Consider the following 14,348-nt stretch of genomic DNA (forward strand, 5'->3'; position numbering starts at 1 on the left):
CTGGTCACGTTCATCGCTTAAAGGATAAAGCGCGACAGGTCCGTATTCTTGGCAAGATCGCCAATGGTTTTGCGGACATAATCGCCATCCACCTTGAATGCAGAGCCGGATTTATCGGGCGCATTATAGGAAATGTCGTCCAGAACCCGTTCCATCACCGTCTGCAAGCGACGCGCACCGATATTCTCAACCGTTGAGTTGAGATCGACGGCGATATCGGCCAAAGCATCAATCGCGTCATCGGTGATATCGAGCTTCACTTCTTCCGTCGCCATCAGGGCAATATATTGCTTGATCAGGCTCACTTCGGTTTCAGTGAGAATCCGGCGGAAATCTTCACGTGTCAGCGCGTTCAATTCCACACGGATCGGCAAGCGGCCCTGAAGCTCCGGCAGAAGGTCGGAAGGCTTGGAAACGTGGAAAGCACCTGATGCGATGAACAGGATATGATCGGTTTTCACCGGGCCATATTTGGTCGCAACGGTCGTGCCTTCAACGAGCGGCAGCAGATCGCGCTGTACGCCTTCGCGTGATACGCCTGCTCCCATCCCGCCTTCGCGCGAAGCGATCTTGTCGATTTCGTCCAGGAAAACGATACCGTCATTTTCGGTCGAACGCAGGGCTTCCTGAATGAGCTGATCCTGATCGAGAAGCTTGTCGGATTCGTCATTGATCAGGATCGCATAGGATTCCTTGACCGTGGTCTTGCGCGTCTTGGTGCGCCCGCCCATGGCCTTGCCGAAAATATCGCCGATATTGATCATGCCGATATTGGCACCGGGCATGCCGGGGATTTCGAAATTCTGACCAGCCCCCATATCGGTAACCTCGATCTCGATTTCCTTGTCGTCCAGCTCGCCTTCACGCAGTTTCTTGCGGAAGCTTTCGCGGGTGGCGGGGCTGGCTGTCTTGCCGACAAGGCCGTCAAGCACGCGTTCCTCGGCATTGATATGTGCCTTGGCCTTCACCTCGTCGCGCTTCTTTTCACGCACGAGACCGATGGCCGCTTCCACCAGATCACGGATGATCTGTTCAACATCGCGGCCAACATAGCCCACTTCGGTAAACTTGGTGGCCTCAACCTTGATGAAAGGGGCGCCGGCAAGCTTGGCCAGACGACGGGAGATTTCCGTCTTGCCAACGCCGGTCGGTCCGATCATCAGAATGTTTTTTGGCATGACCTCTTCGCGCATCTGGCCTTCCAGCTGCTGACGACGCCAGCGATTGCGCAGAGCAATAGCCACGGCGCGCTTGGCGTCGTTCTGGCCGATGATGAAGCGGTCAAGCTCGGAGACGATTTCACGGGGAGAAAAATTACTCATGATTATAACCCGGTTTGCCACTGCTTGATGAACTCGAACGGATGCAGCAGCATGATCACGTTGAGCGTAAGGTTGTCGCGGATGATAATCAGCGCAAGAACTTCGAAGAACAGCGCTAAAGCGACGGTGATTTTTGTTGGCAGTTTTGCAGCAAGCAAAAAGCCGATCAGGGCGGCAATGGTATCGGCAACCGAATTCACGATGCTGTCGCCGAAATAGTCCACTGAGGACGTATTGGCGCGATAGCGCTCGATGATGAAATTCGAGTTTTCGACCAGTTCCCAGACGGCTTCAACGCCGACTGCCATGGCAAGTCTCAAGCCCAGCGGAGCCTTTGGCGCGATGACTGTCAGAAGCCAGTAGAACAGAAATCCATGAATGATGTGCGAGAGCGTATACCAGTCGGATATATGCTGCGAGTTTTCGGTCATCAGCGAACCGGACCATAATTTTATGGTGCCGCATTCGCACATGGGAATCCGCCCGTCGATATAAAGCCAGGAGGCTTGTATAGCGAGAATGGCAAGGACGATCAGAGCACCTAAGCCCCAACGTTGTGTTTTGGAAGTTGAGGCTTGCGCTATTGAGCTCATTCGGCGTCGAGGCTTTCAACAAGAATGCTGTGATTGGTGTAGATGCAGATATCGGCTGCAATCTCCATCGCCTTGCGGGCAATTTCCTCGGCATCCTTATCGGTATCAATCAGCGCGCGGGCTGCGGCCAGCGCGTAATTGCCGCCCGATCCAATGGCCATGACGCCATGTTCGGGTTCAAGCACGTCGCCTGTTCCGGTCAGCGCCAGCGTCACCTTGCTGTCGGCAACGAGCATCATGGCTTCGAGCTTGCGCAAGTAGCGGTCGGTGCGCCAGTCCTTGGCGAGCTCGACGGAGGCGCGCATCAGCTGGTCCGGATATTGTTCAAGCTTGGCTTCAAGGCGCTCGAGCAGCGTGAAGGCGTCAGCCGTGGCACCGGCGAAACCGGCAATGACATTGCCTTTGCCGATGCGGCGCACTTTGCGCGCATTGCCCTTCATGACGGTGTTGCCGAGCGAGACCTGCCCGTCACCGGCGATCACCACCTTGCCGCCCTTGCGAACGGTAACGATGGTCGTGCCGTAAATTGTCGTGGGATTATGTTCGATCATGGATCACTCCTTTGGCGGCCTATACGCTTCCATCCGGCAAACGCATAAGCCCCTGATGTGGGCGAAGCTCGGTTTGTCGGCTCTAGAGCTAACTGAATCGGGTTTCGTTGTGAATATTTAAGAACCGTCTGGCAAAATGCAAATGGCTGACAGCGCATTCCAAAAAGTGTGAAACGGTTTTTGGGTAAAATGCGCGCAAACAAAAAGTCAGATTATTGGGAGCAGTTCTAAAAGCATTGGCAAAAGCGGCCAGCTGTTCTAGAACGCGAAAAGATTTCAACTGAGGAAATGCAATGACGGCTGAAAGCGCCCGCAAAGCAAGCATCGAACGTTCAACGAAAGAAACGAGCATTGCCGTTTCGGTCGATCTGGACGGCAACGGCAAGTTCGACATTACAACAGGTGTCGGCTTCTTCGATCATATGCTGGAGCAGCTTTCCCGACATTCGCTCATCGACATGCGCGTGATGGCCAAGGGTGACCTGCATATCGATGATCACCACACCGTCGAAGATACCGGCATTGCGCTCGGTCAGGCTGTTGCAAAAGCGCTTGGTGAGCGTCGCGGCATCGTGCGCTATGCGTCGATGGATCTGGCCATGGACGACACGCTGACGGGTGCGGCGATTGATGTTTCGGGGCGTGCCTTTCTGGTCTGGAACGTGAATTTCACCACCGCCAAGATCGGCACCTTCGACACCGAACTGGTGCGCGAGTTCTTCCAGGCATTTGCGATGAATGCAGGCATTACGCTGCATATCAACAATCACTATGGTGCCAACAATCACCATATTGCAGAGTCGATCTTCAAGGCCGTGGCCCGGGTTCTGCGCACAGCGCTCGAAACCGATCCGCGCCAGAAGGATGCAATTCCATCGACCAAGGGGTCGCTGAAGGGATAAACCAATGGCGCAATTCGTCGTTCTCGAACCAGCCGGAACTCAGAGTTCCGAAAAAGCGGTTTTCGTGCGCGACGGATTCTACACATTGGCGCTGATCCTGCCGGTTGTCTGGCTGTTGTCGCAGCGGCTGTGGTTTGAAGCGATTGCCGCTCTTGGCGTGACGATCCTGCTGGGTGTGGCTGGCAGCGCATCGGGCATCTCCAATGCAGTCCCCCTGATCACGTTGCTGTTTTCGCTGTTTGTGGCGCTGGAAGGCGCCAACTGGAAGATCGCGAAACTCAAACGTCAGGGCTATGTCGAAAAAGCGGTTGTTGATGCTTCCGATCTGGAAGAAGCGGAGATCCGTTATTTCTACAGCCTCGAAGAAGTGACAGCTCCTGTTGAAGCGCCAGCACCCGAATGGGCGCAACAGGCCCCTCGTCCCAACTATTCCTCATTTGGCTCGACGATCGGATTTGTCGGTCATCGCGGAGAAAACTGAAAATGCGTGTTGCAATTATCGACTATGGTTCCGGCAATCTTCGCTCGGCCACCAAGGCCTTTGAGCGTGCCGCCCATGAGAGCGGTGTGAAAGCGGAAATCGAACTCACAGCGGATGCCGACCGCGTGGCAAGCGCTGATCGCATCGTGTTGCCAGGTGTTGGCGCTTATGCCGATTGCCGTCGCGGTCTTCATGCCGTGCCGGGCATGGTGGAAGCGCTGGAAGATGTGGTTCTGAAAAAGGCACATCCGTTTCTTGGCATCTGCGTGGGAATGCAGCTCATGTCGGAACGCGGCCTTGAAAAGCAAGTGACCGAAGGTCTCGGCTGGATCGCAGGTGATGTGCGAGAAATGACGCCATCCGACCCGACGCTCAAAATTCCGCAGATCGGCTGGAACAGGATTCACGTGAAACATTCGCATCCCGTGTTTGACGGAATCGCGACCGGCGAGAACGGCTTGCATGCCTATTTCGTGCATTCCTATATGTTCGACGCGAAGAACAAAGCGGACGTTCTGGCCGTCACCGATTACGGCGGCGATGTCACCGCAACGGTCGGTCGCGACAACATGATCGGCACACAGTTCCATCCTGAAAAGAGCCAGCTGCTTGGCCTTTCGCTCATTGCTAATTTCCTGAAATGGAAGCCTTGAAGATATGATTCTTTTTCCCGCCATCGATTTGAAAGACGGTCAATGCGTGCGCCTGAAGCTTGGCGACATGGATCAGGCGACTGTTTACAATGAAGACCCCGCAGCACAGGCCAAAGCTTTTGAGGATCAGGGCTTTGAATGGCTGCATGTGGTCGATCTCAACGGTGCCTTTGCTGGCGAAAGCGTCAACGGCAAGGCTGTTGAAGCCATTCTGAAAGCGACCAAAAATCCGGTTCAGCTTGGCGGCGGTATCCGCACGCTTGCCCATATCGAAAGCTGGCTTTCCAAAGGTCTGCGCCGCGTCATTCTCGGCACTGTTGCCGTGCGCGATCCGGCGCTGGTGATTGAAGCCTGTAAGGAATTTCCGGGACGGGTTGCAGTCGGCATTGATGCCAAGGGCGGCTATGTCGCTGTTGAAGGCTGGGCTGAGGCTTCCGAGCTTGGCGTGGTGGAACTCGCGAAAAAGTTTGAAGGTGCCGGCGTTGCCGCCATCATCTACACCGACATTGATCGCGATGGCGTTTTGGCTGGTATCAACTGGGATTCCACACTTGGTCTCGCGGACAGCGTTTCCATTCCGGTGATCGCATCGGGTGGTCTTGCTTCGATGGATGACATTAAGCGTCTTGCTGCACCTGATGCCCGAAAGCTCGAAGGTGCGATTTCCGGTCGTGCGCTTTATGACGGTCGCATCAATCCCGCAGAAGCTTTATCCCTATTGAGGGCCGCAGCATGACCTTGAAAGCACGCGTAATTCCCTGCCTCGATGTGAAAGACGGCCGCGTCGTTAAAGGCGTGAACTTTGTCGATCTGATTGATGCCGGTGATCCGGTGGAAGCAGCGCGTGCCTATGATGCGGCAGGCGCAGACGAATTGTGCTTCCTCGACATCACGGCGTCTTCGGACAATCGCGAGACAATTTTCGATGTCATCGCCCGTACAGCGGAACAGTGTTTCATGCCGCTGACTGTCGGCGGTGGCGTGCGTCAGGTCGCTGACATTCGCAAGCTGCTTCTGGCCGGGGCCGACAAGGTTTCGATCAATACAGCTGCGGTGAAGAACCCGGAATTTGTTGCGGAAGCCGCCGACAAGTTTGGCGATCAATGCATCGTTGTGGCCATCGACGCCAAGAAGGTTTCGGGCGCAGGCGAGAGCGACCGCTGGGAAATCTTTACCCATGGCGGCCGCCAGACAACCGGCATTGATGCGGTGGAATTTGCGCAGAAGGTGGTGAGCCTTGGTGCGGGTGAAATCCTGCTGACCTCGATGGATCGTGATGGCACCAAGGCCGGTTATGATGTGGCCCTGACGCGCGCCGTCGCTGACAGCGTGCGCGTTCCGGTGATCGCATCGGGTGGCGTTGGCAATCTCGATCACATGGTCGACGGTATCCGCGAAGGTCATGCAACGGCAGTTCTCGCAGCATCCATCTTCCACTTCGGCACCTATACGATTGGTGAAGCCAAGCGCTATATGGCCGAAGCTGGCATTCCGATGCGGCTTGATCCGGTCCGTTAAAGAGCAAGATTTAAGGAAATCCGATGACTGAGTTCACACTTTCCGACCTTGAACGCATCGTTGCGGAACGTGCAACTTCGACGGATGGATCGTCCTATACAGCTAGTCTCTTTGCCAAGGGCCAGACGCGGGCCGCCAAAAAGCTTGGTGAAGAAGCCGTCGAAACGGTGATTGCCGCAGTTAGCGGTGATCGCGCGGAAGTGGTCACGGAAAGCGCTGATCTGCTTTATCATCTGCTGGTGGTTCTCAAGATTGCTGATGTGCCGCTTGATGAAGTTCTTGCAGAGTTGCAACGCCGCACGGCGCAGACTGGCCTTGAGGAAAAGGCCGGTCGTCCGAAAGCGTAAAGCATGTCTCCAAAAAGTGGGAACCGGTTTTTGGATAAAGATATGCGTGAGAATAAGTGATCAGAGCATTTTCTCTGCTTTAAAATGGAAATGCTCTGAATGCAGATCAAACAGGATATACGTGAATTGGCGTTGAGGGAGAGCAGCGACAATATGTGGGAAAAAGTGGACCAGCTAACGCCGTCGCGTTACTCGCCTTACCGTTTCTTTTCGGCGGAAGAGTGGGCAGGCTTTCGTGCTGATACGCCCCTTACCCTGACTTACGAAGAAGTCAAACGGCTGCGCTCGCTGGGCGATCCGATTGATCTGGATGAGGTGCGGCGCATTTATCTGTCGCTGTCCCGCCTGCTCTATGCGCATGTGGAAGCCAGCCAGCTTCTGTTCCGCCAGCGCCAGCAGTTCCTCAATATGGAGGAAAGCTTCAAGACGCCCTTCATCATCGGTGTTGCAGGTTCGGTGGCGGTAGGCAAATCCACGACTGCGCGTATTCTGAAAGAATTGCTTGCCCGCTGGCCTTCAAGCCCGAAGGTCGATCTGGTGACGACGGATGGTTTCCTCTATCCCAATGCGGTTCTGCGCGATCAGAATATGATGGAGCGCAAGGGCTTTCCTGAAAGCTATGATGTTGGTGCGGTCTTGCGCTTTTTGTCGGCGATCAAGGCAGGCATGAGCCAGGTGCAGGCACCGCTTTATTCGCATTTAAGCTACGACGTGCTGCCCGGCGAATATCAGATTGTCGATAAGCCCGACATTCTGATCTTTGAAGGCATCAATGTGCTGCAGGTGCGTGATCTGCCGGAAGACGGCAAGATGGTGCCCTTCGTGTCCGACTTCTTCGACTTCTCTATCTATATCGATGCGGAGCCGGAGCTGATCCACAAATGGTATATCGACCGCTTCATGCGGCTGCGTGAGACGGCTTTCGTTAATCCGCAGTCGTTCTTCCATCGCTATTCGCAGCTTTCAGAAGATGCTGCCCGTTCCATTGGCGAAGGCCTTTGGAATAATATCAACATGAAGAACCTGCGTGAGAACATTCTTCCAACCCGCCCCCGCGCCGATATCATCCTGCGCAAAGGCAGCGATCATCTGATCGAAGAAGTGGCGCTCAGGAAGATATGAAATGAAAAAGGCCGGTTTTACACCGGCCTTTTCTTTGTGTCTTTAGCCTTACAGCGGCGGAATGCGCAGCACCTGACCCGGATAGATTTTGTCCGGATGCGTCAGCATTGGTTTGTTGGCTTCAAAGATGATGTCGTTCTTTGCGCCCTTGCCTTTGCCATACTGGGCTTCGGCGATTTTCCAGAGATTGTCGCCCTTCTTGACCGTATAGAAGACAGGCTCAGCACCCGTCGTTCCGGCACCATCGACTTTCAGTTCCGAGGCTTCCACCTTGGAAACGCCGAGCGAATTACCGACTGCGATGATCGCTTTTTCAAAAGCTGACTGATCCTTCACGTTACCGGTCAGAACAGCCTTGTCGCCCTGAACGCTAACCTGCACACCATCGGTGCCGAGATTATGCGAGTCGAGTTCTTTCTTGAGATCATCAGCTTTGGGCTCATTTTCACCGAAACCAAGCTTGGTTCCGACCGACTTCACGAAATCGAAAATTCCCATCGGGCAAGTCTCCCTGTTGTTGCTAACTTATTGCTGCATGCAATCAAATATCAGAACCAGAGATGAGCCAGCGCTTCTTGTGGCCAATCAATGGGGAACAAACTACAGCCCCTTTCAAATTGGTCAAGGCAGGAATTTCCGGAAATTGCTCAATAGGTACGGACACTTAATTAGCAAAGCCGTTGGAAAAGCCCTGTCCTACCGTCCAAGATTGGTACGGGCGAGTTCAACGATTTCATCGCCACGTCCGCTGATGATGGCTTTGAGCATATAAAGGCTGAAGCCCTTGGCTTGCTCCGCCTTGATCTTTGGCGGCATCACAAGCTCCTGCTTGGCTGTCACCACATCAACCAGAACCGGACCGTCATGGGCAAAGGCTTGCTTCAAAGCATTCGGCAAATCAGCGGATTCCTCTACGCGAAAACCTTTGATGCCGATGGCTTCCGCCATGGCTGCAAAGTTCGGATTGTCGAGATCGGTCCCGGAGGTCAGATAGCCGCCGGCCTTCATTTCCATGGCGACGAAACCCAGTGAACCATTGTTATAGACAATGATCTTGGCTGGCAGATTAAGCTGCTTGAGCGATAAGAAATCGCCCATCATCATGGTGAAACCACCGTCACCTGAAAGCGAGACGACCTGTCGATCAGGCGCTGTAGCCTTTGCACCAAGTGCCTGAAGCATGGCGTTGGCCATCGAGCCATGATTGAACGACCCGAGCAGGCGGCGCTTGCCATTCATGGTGAGATAGCGTGCAGCCCAGACGGTCGGCGTGCCGACATCAGCGGTAAAGATTGCATTGTCATCGGCAATCTCGTCGATAAGACGTGTGAGATATTGCGGATGGATCGGCTGACCGGGCTTTGACGGTTGCGCCAGATCGTCCAGCGCTTCACGCGCCTTGGTGTAATGGGTCTTGGCGGCATCGAGAAATTTCGTGTTGCGGCCTGATTTAAGCTTCGGCAGCAGGGCTGTAATCGTTTCAGACACGTCACCCGTTGCGCCAAAAGTCAGCGGTGCGCGGCGACCAAGCTGCGAAGGATCATTGTCGATCTGAACGATTTTGGCCTTGTCTGGATAGAAGTTGCGATAAGGGAAACTGGTGCCGAGCATCAGCAGCGTGTCGCAGTTGAGCATGGCGTGATAGCCGGACGAAAAGCCGATCAGGCCGGTCATGCCCACATCGAAGGGGTTGTCCCATTCGACATGTTCCTTGCCGCGCAGCGCATGAACAACTGGTGCTTCAAGCCGTTCAGCCAGTGAGACCACTGCATCATGCGCACCGGCACAGCCACTGCCTGCCAGAATGGTGATCTTCTCAGACCCATTGAGAATGTCTGCGAGTTTCGCAACGTCTTGATCGGCAGGGATCACACGCGGAAGCGAGACCGGTGTCCAGTTTTGCTTTGAACCTTCAGGTGCCTGCTTGAGCGCGACATCACCCGGAATGACAATCACCGCCACACCGCGTTTGCCGATGGCCGCACGCATGGCACGGTTCAGCACTTCGGGCATCTGCGCAGGATTGGAAACCAGCTCGACAAAATGGCTGCATTCGCGGAAGAGTTCCTGCGGATGGGTTTCCTGAAAATAATCAAGGCCAATTTCCGATGAGGGAATGTGTGCTGCAATGGCCAGCACCGGCTCGTGATTGCGATGGCAATCAAAAAGCCCATTGATGAGGTGGAGATTGCCGGGACCACAGCTTCCCGCACAAACGGCCAGTTCGCCGGTGATGGCTGCTTCTGCACCCGCGGCAAAGGCTGCGGTTTCCTCGTGACGGACATGAATCCAGTCGATTTTGCCAAGTCGTCTAAGGCTGTCATTCAGTCCGTTGAGGCTGTCGCCCGTAACGCCCCAGATACGCTTAACACCCGCTTCTGCCAAGGTTTGAGCCAGAAGATCCGCAACAGTCATGCCCATGATTTCTACCTTTCACAATCCTGAAGGATAACCTAGGGCGCGGGGCAGATGTGGGAAGTCGTCAAACGGCATCATTTGATGCCGTTTGCAACAGAGTGTTTATTGTGTGCAATCGCGGATAAAGCGCGCGAGATAGGCGTCAAATTCTGCGGGTGCTTCACGGAATGGCGCATGACCTGCATTGTCGATAACGTGGGTTTTACCTTCCCACAGATTGCCGAATTTCACTTTCGACACGAAATCGAGTTCAACAAAAGGCTCGTCACGGCCATTGACGACCGCGATAGGGAGTTGTGCTTCCGCTACGATGTCGCGCTGGTTGCCGCCGGTGCCAGAGCCAAATTTTTCAAACATGATGCGGCGTGCGCGTCCGTCGGTGCGTGCAACGATATCGAGAAGCGATGCCTCGAATGGTTCGCCGCAGGTGCTGCGAGCGTAGGATTCCACATCGCGTTCCGAAAAGATTTGCTGTCCGGCGAGTGCCATATCAGGACCGCTCTTGAACCCCTGCCCTACTTCTTCGCGCGCGACAGGCGGCGTCCCACTGATCATCAGGCCCCGCATTTCAGGATAACGGGCAATCATCTCGATGCCGATATGTCCGCCGAGCGACCAGCCGAAAACGACAGCATCGGCAATCCCGAGCTTTTGCATGACTTCCGTCATCGCGTCCGCATAGCCTTCCATCGAATAGCTGCGGTCGGGGTCGATGGCATCGGATGATTTGCCATGGCCCGGAAGATCAGGCGCGATCACACGCCACTTCTTGCCGATTTCTTCTTCGAGCTGCGGCGCAAAAATGGCACCCGAACTTGAATTGCCATGGATCATCAGGAGGGGTGCGCCCTCGCCTGAACTTTCACGCACCGCAATGCGGCCATGGCTGGTTTCAAGTTCGTGATAATTGATTGTCATGTCGTCTGTTCCCACAGTCTGGAGATTTTAATCGTAAGAAACCTTGCCGCGGCCCTTCTTGATATCCGATCGCCCGGACTTGGCCTTAAGGCGGCGTTCGATCGAGCCTTTTGTCGGCTTGGTTTTCCTGCGCGGCGGTGGCGGTGGTTCAGCCGCCTTGGCGATCAGCGCAATCATCCGCTCACGTGCATCTTCGCGGTTGCGTTCCTGTGTGCGGAAGCGATTGGCCTCGATCAGAATGTCCCCATCCTTGGTGCCCTTCTGACCGGCAAGCTTGAAAAGACGGGAAAGCACATCTTCCGGCAGGCCGGATTGGCTGGCGTGAAAACGCAGCTGGACAGCGGTGGAAACCTTGTTGACGTTCTGACCGCCGGGACCGGATGAGCGAATAAAGCTCTCCTCCAGATCATCCTCGTGGATGGTCAGGCGGTTGGTGATGCGGATGATGTTGCGGCTTTCTTCCATGATGCGAAGTGATACACCGCTTTTTGTCCATTAGACAAAAGAAAAACCCGACCTTTCGGCCGGGCTTCTCCTCCTCCTCAGGATGTTTAATGCACGCCTTCCAAAAGTGGGAACTGGTCTTTGGGAGACATGCGCAGAAAAAGCTATTCTGCAGCGATCTGGGTTGCCGGTGCGGCATCCTTCACATCGTGATCGACATGGCTTTCGAACTTCTCGAAATTGTTCACGAACATATCGACAAGTTTTTTGGCCTGTGCATCGTATGCGGCCTTGTCGGCCCAGGTCGAACGCGGATCGAGAATGGAAGCGTCCACGCCCGGCACTTCAACCGGAACGGCAAAGCCGAAATTCGGATCGGTGCGGAATTCCGCATTGTTGAGTGAGCCGTCGAGAGCTGCAGACAAAAGCGCACGCGTCGCCTTGATCGGCATACGCTTGCCAGTGCCATAAGCGCCGCCGGTCCAGCCGGTATTGACCAGCCAGCAATCGACCTTGTGCTCTGCGATCAGCTTGCGCAAGAGATTGCCGTATTCGGACGGATGGCGCGGCATGAATGGTGCACCAAAGCAGGTCGAGAATGTCGCTTCAGGCTCGGTCACGCCCTTTTCGGTGCCCGCGACCTTGGCGGTGTAACCCGACAGGAAGTGGTACATGGCCTGTGCAGGTGTCAGCTTGGCAATTGGAGGCATCACGCCGAAAGCGTCAGCGGTGAGCATGATGATGTTTTTCGGCTGACCGCCCTTGCCCGATGCAGATGCGTTCGGAATGAAGTCAAGCGGATAGGCGCAGCGGGTGTTTTCCGTGAGCGAACCATCGTCGAAATCCGGCTGGCGGTTTGCATCCAGCACGACATTTTCCAGAACAGTGCCGAAGCGCTGTGTGGTGGCGAAGATTTCAGGTTCGGCTTCTGCCGAAAGACGGATGGTCTTGGCATAGCAGCCACCTTCGAAATTGAAGATGCCATGTTCGCCCCAGCCATGCTCGTCGTCACCGATCAGCGTGCGGCTCGGATCTGCAGAAAGCGTGGTCTTGCCGGTGCCGGAAAGGCCGAAGAATACAGCCGTGTCACCGTTGGGGCCTTCATTGGCCGAGCAGTGCATCGGCATGACGCCCTTGGCAGGCAGAAGATAGTTAAGGGCGGTGAAGACCGACTTCTTCATTTCGCCGGCATAGGACGTGCCGCCGATCAAAACGATCTTACGGGTGAGATCAACTGCGATGACAGTTTCGGTGCGCACACCATAGCGTGCAGGATCAGCCTTGAAAGAAGGAAGGTCGATAATGGTCATTTCAGGCAGGTAAGACGCAAGCGCTGCTTCTTCCGGACGGATCAGCAGGTTGCGGATGAACAGCGAGTGCCATGCATATTCGGTGACAACGCGCGCATTGATCTTGTTGTCTTTATCAGCGCCGCCGATGAGATCCTGTACGAAAAGCTCCTTGCCTTTCGCATGCTCGATGAAATCGGCATAGAGAAGCTCGAAAGCTTCCGGCGTCATGGGCTTGTTGTTGTCCCACCAGACCTGATCTTCGGTGTTTGCATCGCGAACGACGAACTTGTCTTTTGGCGAACGGCCCGTGTGCTGGCCAGTGCGCGCAACAAGCGCGCCCTGCGCGGAAAGCTCTGCTTCGCCACGGCGAATTGTCTCTTCATAAAGCCGTGCCGGTCCAAAATTATAAAAGACTGCGGACAGTTCCTTCAATCCTGAAGTGGCAATGGAAGCGGCAGTATTGTGAATGCCGATCTCTTTCATGGTCTCTCCGCCATCTGGTTCAAAAATTTGTTGTCCCGATTTCATTTTAAATCCGGGATGGCAGTCAGAAACAGATTAATTAAATCAAATCAAATATTTAATCGATTTAAAAAAATTGAAACTTTTTTAAATCGTTTAATCTTTGCGTTATTCCGTGTATTTCCAGTCTGGAACAATTCTCGATTGCGTTAAGCGGCAAAAACGTTTCGCTTTGGGGCATCGATGGCAAGTTGAGCCGTTGCCACATTTTGTACCTAATTTGTACTGCACAAGCGGGACGACTATTATAGTATTGATTTGTCAGACAGCTGGACCAACGCTCCAGTGAGTTGACAAAGAGGGTTTAAAGTCGAGACGCCAGAAGGCGTTCGGTAATTTCTGCCGCTGATGTAATCGGGGCGGTTAAAAAAGGAGAAGGTCCGCATGAAGGAAGCTTCGGCAACGCAGACAATTGCGCTGGTCGACGATGACCGCAACATTCTGACCTCCGTTTCCATTGCTCTGGAGTCGGAAGGCTATCGCGTGGAGACCTATACCGATGGGGCTTCCGCATTGGATGGCCTGATGGCGCGTCCACCGAACCTTGCGATCTTTGATATCAAGATGCCGCGTATGGACGGTATGGAATTGCTGCGCCGCCTGCGCCAGAAATCCGATCTTCCGGTCATCTTTCTGACGTCCAAGGACGATGAGATCGACGAATTGTTCGGTCTCAAGATGGGGGCCGACGATTTCATTACCAAGCCGTTCTCGCAGCGCCTTCTTGTTGAGCGTGTGAAGGCTGTTCTGCGCCGTGTTGCTGCGCGCGACGGCACTGCAAAGCCGACCGGTCAGCAGGCCAAGTCGCTGGAACGCGGCCAGCTGGTCATGGATCAGGAACGCCATACCTGCACCTGGAAAGGTGAGCCGGTAACGCTCACTGTCACAGAATTCCTCATCCTTCATTCGCTTGCACAACGCCCTGGCGTGGTGAAAAGCCGTGACGCGCTGATGGATGCGGCTTATGATGAGCAGGTCTATGTGGATGATCGAACCATCGACAGCCACATCAAGCGTCTGCGCAAGAAGTTCAAGTCGGTTGATGACGACTTCGAGATGATCGAAACGCTCTATGGCGTCGGTTATCGCTTCCGCGAAGCGTGAAATAAAGTTATGAGAGCATGTCTCCCAAAAGTGGAAGCCGGTTTTGGGATAAAGACATGTGCAAAAACAAAGAATTAAAGCGTGTCGTATGAATATGATAAAACACGACACGCTTTAAATCGCCGGGCTTTCAGAGGCCCGGTGATGCTCAATAAGAAGGC

General features: G+C 54.4%; 16 protein-coding genes. 8 read left to right on the forward strand and 8 right to left on the reverse strand.

Features of this window, described 5'->3' with window-relative positions; genetic code table 11:
• Positions 1-17: 17 nt before the first annotated feature.
• From hslU to hslV, 3 genes are read right to left on the reverse strand one after another with little or no spacing between them, the layout of a single operon-like run.
• Positions 18-1,322 (reverse strand): ATP-dependent protease ATPase subunit HslU, encoded by a 1,305-nt coding sequence (gene hslU, locus ACSME1_RS06660; protein WP_024898442.1) that lies wholly within the window; start codon positions 1,320-1,322, stop codon positions 18-20.
• A 2-nt stretch (positions 1,323-1,324) separates the two neighbouring features.
• Positions 1,325-1,915, reverse strand: a complete 591-nt coding sequence (locus ACSME1_RS06665; protein WP_024898441.1) for a DUF2585 domain-containing protein — start codon at positions 1,913-1,915, stop codon at positions 1,325-1,327.
• Positions 1,912-2,466: an ATP-dependent protease subunit HslV gene (hslV, locus tag ACSME1_RS06670; protein ID WP_024898440.1), complete on the reverse strand. Its 555-nt coding sequence runs from the start codon at positions 2,464-2,466 to the stop codon at positions 1,912-1,914. The genes ACSME1_RS06665 and hslV overlap by 4 nt, the downstream gene beginning before the upstream one ends.
• A 293-nt stretch (positions 2,467-2,759) precedes the next feature.
• Between hslV and hisB the strand changes: the two genes are divergently transcribed.
• The 7 genes from hisB to coaA all read left to right on the forward strand — a co-directional run bounded on the left by hisB (position 2,760) and on the right by coaA (position 7,489).
• Complete coding sequence (gene hisB / locus ACSME1_RS06675; RefSeq protein ID WP_094540894.1) at positions 2,760-3,368, forward strand: imidazoleglycerol-phosphate dehydratase HisB; 609 nt, start codon at positions 2,760-2,762, stop codon at positions 3,366-3,368.
• Positions 3,369-3,372: 4 nt separating this feature from the next.
• On the forward strand, positions 3,373-3,849 hold the full coding sequence (locus ACSME1_RS06680; RefSeq protein ID WP_105705588.1) for a DUF2628 domain-containing protein: 477 nt from the start codon (positions 3,373-3,375) through the stop codon (positions 3,847-3,849).
• A 2-nt stretch (positions 3,850-3,851) separates the two neighbouring features.
• A complete protein-coding gene (hisH, locus tag ACSME1_RS06685) occupies positions 3,852-4,502 on the forward strand; it encodes an imidazole glycerol phosphate synthase subunit HisH (protein ID WP_024898437.1) in 651 nt (216 codons plus the stop codon).
• Positions 4,503-4,506: 4 nt separating this feature from the next.
• Positions 4,507-5,238 carry a 1-(5-phosphoribosyl)-5-[(5-phosphoribosylamino)methylideneamino]imidazole-4-carboxamide isomerase gene (gene hisA, locus ACSME1_RS06690; RefSeq protein ID WP_105705587.1) on the forward strand — a complete coding sequence of 244 codons (732 nt, stop codon included), beginning with the start codon at positions 4,507-4,509 and terminating at the stop codon, positions 5,236-5,238.
• Positions 5,235-6,020, forward strand: coding sequence for an imidazole glycerol phosphate synthase subunit HisF (gene hisF / locus ACSME1_RS06695; RefSeq protein ID WP_105705585.1), 786 nt, complete (start codon positions 5,235-5,237; stop codon positions 6,018-6,020). The genes hisA and hisF overlap by 4 nt, the downstream gene beginning before the upstream one ends.
• 23 nt (positions 6,021-6,043) lie before the next feature.
• Entirely contained in the window at positions 6,044-6,367 is a 324-nt protein-coding gene (locus tag ACSME1_RS06700; RefSeq protein ID WP_024898434.1) for a phosphoribosyl-ATP diphosphatase, read from the forward strand.
• A gap of 153 nt (positions 6,368-6,520) precedes the next feature.
• On the forward strand, positions 6,521-7,489 hold the full coding sequence (gene coaA / locus ACSME1_RS06705; protein ID WP_024898433.1) for a type I pantothenate kinase: 969 nt from the start codon (positions 6,521-6,523) through the stop codon (positions 7,487-7,489).
• A 48-nt stretch (positions 7,490-7,537) separates the two neighbouring features.
• On the opposite strand, the gene lysM is transcribed toward coaA, so the two are convergent.
• The 5 genes from lysM to ACSME1_RS06730 form a co-directional block, all read right to left on the reverse strand.
• The gene (gene lysM / locus ACSME1_RS06710; RefSeq protein WP_024898432.1) at positions 7,538-7,987 is read right to left on the reverse strand and encodes a peptidoglycan-binding protein LysM; all 450 of its coding nucleotides are present in this window, start codon (positions 7,985-7,987) and stop codon (positions 7,538-7,540) included.
• A gap of 198 nt (positions 7,988-8,185) precedes the next feature.
• Complete coding sequence (gene poxB, locus ACSME1_RS06715) at positions 8,186-9,910, reverse strand: ubiquinone-dependent pyruvate dehydrogenase (RefSeq protein ID WP_024898431.1); 1,725 nt, start codon at positions 9,908-9,910, stop codon at positions 8,186-8,188.
• 99 nt (positions 9,911-10,009) lie between these two features.
• Positions 10,010-10,825 (reverse strand): alpha/beta fold hydrolase, encoded by an 816-nt coding sequence (locus ACSME1_RS06720; RefSeq protein ID WP_105705584.1) that lies wholly within the window; start codon positions 10,823-10,825, stop codon positions 10,010-10,012.
• A gap of 27 nt (positions 10,826-10,852) precedes the next feature.
• Complete coding sequence (gene arfB, locus ACSME1_RS06725; RefSeq protein ID WP_024898429.1) at positions 10,853-11,290, reverse strand: alternative ribosome rescue aminoacyl-tRNA hydrolase ArfB; 438 nt, start codon at positions 11,288-11,290, stop codon at positions 10,853-10,855.
• 143 nt (positions 11,291-11,433) lie between these two features.
• On the reverse strand, positions 11,434-13,044 hold the full coding sequence (locus ACSME1_RS06730) for a phosphoenolpyruvate carboxykinase (protein ID WP_024898428.1): 1,611 nt from the start codon (positions 13,042-13,044) through the stop codon (positions 11,434-11,436).
• 423 nt (positions 13,045-13,467) lie between these two features.
• Here ACSME1_RS06730 and ACSME1_RS06735 point away from each other — a divergent pair, with 423 nt between their 5' ends.
• Positions 13,468-14,187, forward strand: coding sequence for a response regulator transcription factor (locus ACSME1_RS06735; protein WP_024898427.1), 720 nt, complete (start codon positions 13,468-13,470; stop codon positions 14,185-14,187).
• The last annotated feature ends 161 nt before the right edge of the window (positions 14,188-14,348 follow it).

Origin of the sequence: Brucella pituitosa (assembly GCF_965577835.1) — a bacterium.
GTDB lineage: Bacteria > Pseudomonadota > Alphaproteobacteria > Rhizobiales > Rhizobiaceae > Brucella > Brucella pituitosa.

What these genes read in the sequence shown, in the direction of transcription:
- hisA (WP_105705587.1), top strand. Translation starts at nt 4,507, where the DNA reads ATGATTCTTTTTCCCGCCATCGATTTGAAAGACGGTCAATGCGTGCGC.
- poxB (WP_024898431.1), bottom strand. Translation starts at nt 9,910, where the DNA reads ATGGGCATGACTGTTGCGGATCTTCTGGCTCAAACCTTGGCAGAAGCG.
- hslU (WP_024898442.1), bottom strand. Translation starts at nt 1,322, where the DNA reads ATGAGTAATTTTTCTCCCCGTGAAATCGTCTCCGAGCTTGACCGCTTC.
- ACSME1_RS06720 (WP_105705584.1), bottom strand. Translation starts at nt 10,825, where the DNA reads ATGACAATCAATTATCACGAACTTGAAACCAGCCATGGCCGCATTGCG.
- ACSME1_RS06735 (WP_024898427.1), top strand. Translation starts at nt 13,468, where the DNA reads ATGAAGGAAGCTTCGGCAACGCAGACAATTGCGCTGGTCGACGATGAC.
- arfB (WP_024898429.1), bottom strand. Translation starts at nt 11,290, where the DNA reads ATGGAAGAAAGCCGCAACATCATCCGCATCACCAACCGCCTGACCATC.
- lysM (WP_024898432.1), bottom strand. Translation starts at nt 7,987, where the DNA reads ATGGGAATTTTCGATTTCGTGAAGTCGGTCGGAACCAAGCTTGGTTTC.
- hslV (WP_024898440.1), bottom strand. Translation starts at nt 2,466, where the DNA reads ATGATCGAACATAATCCCACGACAATTTACGGCACGACCATCGTTACC.
- hisB (WP_094540894.1), top strand. Translation starts at nt 2,760, where the DNA reads ATGACGGCTGAAAGCGCCCGCAAAGCAAGCATCGAACGTTCAACGAAA.
- ACSME1_RS06680 (WP_105705588.1), top strand. Translation starts at nt 3,373, where the DNA reads ATGGCGCAATTCGTCGTTCTCGAACCAGCCGGAACTCAGAGTTCCGAA.
- ACSME1_RS06700 (WP_024898434.1), top strand. Translation starts at nt 6,044, where the DNA reads ATGACTGAGTTCACACTTTCCGACCTTGAACGCATCGTTGCGGAACGT.
- hisF (WP_105705585.1), top strand. Translation starts at nt 5,235, where the DNA reads ATGACCTTGAAAGCACGCGTAATTCCCTGCCTCGATGTGAAAGACGGC.
- ACSME1_RS06730 (WP_024898428.1), bottom strand. Translation starts at nt 13,044, where the DNA reads ATGAAAGAGATCGGCATTCACAATACTGCCGCTTCCATTGCCACTTCA.
- hisH (WP_024898437.1), top strand. Translation starts at nt 3,852, where the DNA reads ATGCGTGTTGCAATTATCGACTATGGTTCCGGCAATCTTCGCTCGGCC.
- coaA (WP_024898433.1), top strand. Translation starts at nt 6,521, where the DNA reads ATGTGGGAAAAAGTGGACCAGCTAACGCCGTCGCGTTACTCGCCTTAC.
- ACSME1_RS06665 (WP_024898441.1), bottom strand. Translation starts at nt 1,915, where the DNA reads ATGAGCTCAATAGCGCAAGCCTCAACTTCCAAAACACAACGTTGGGGC.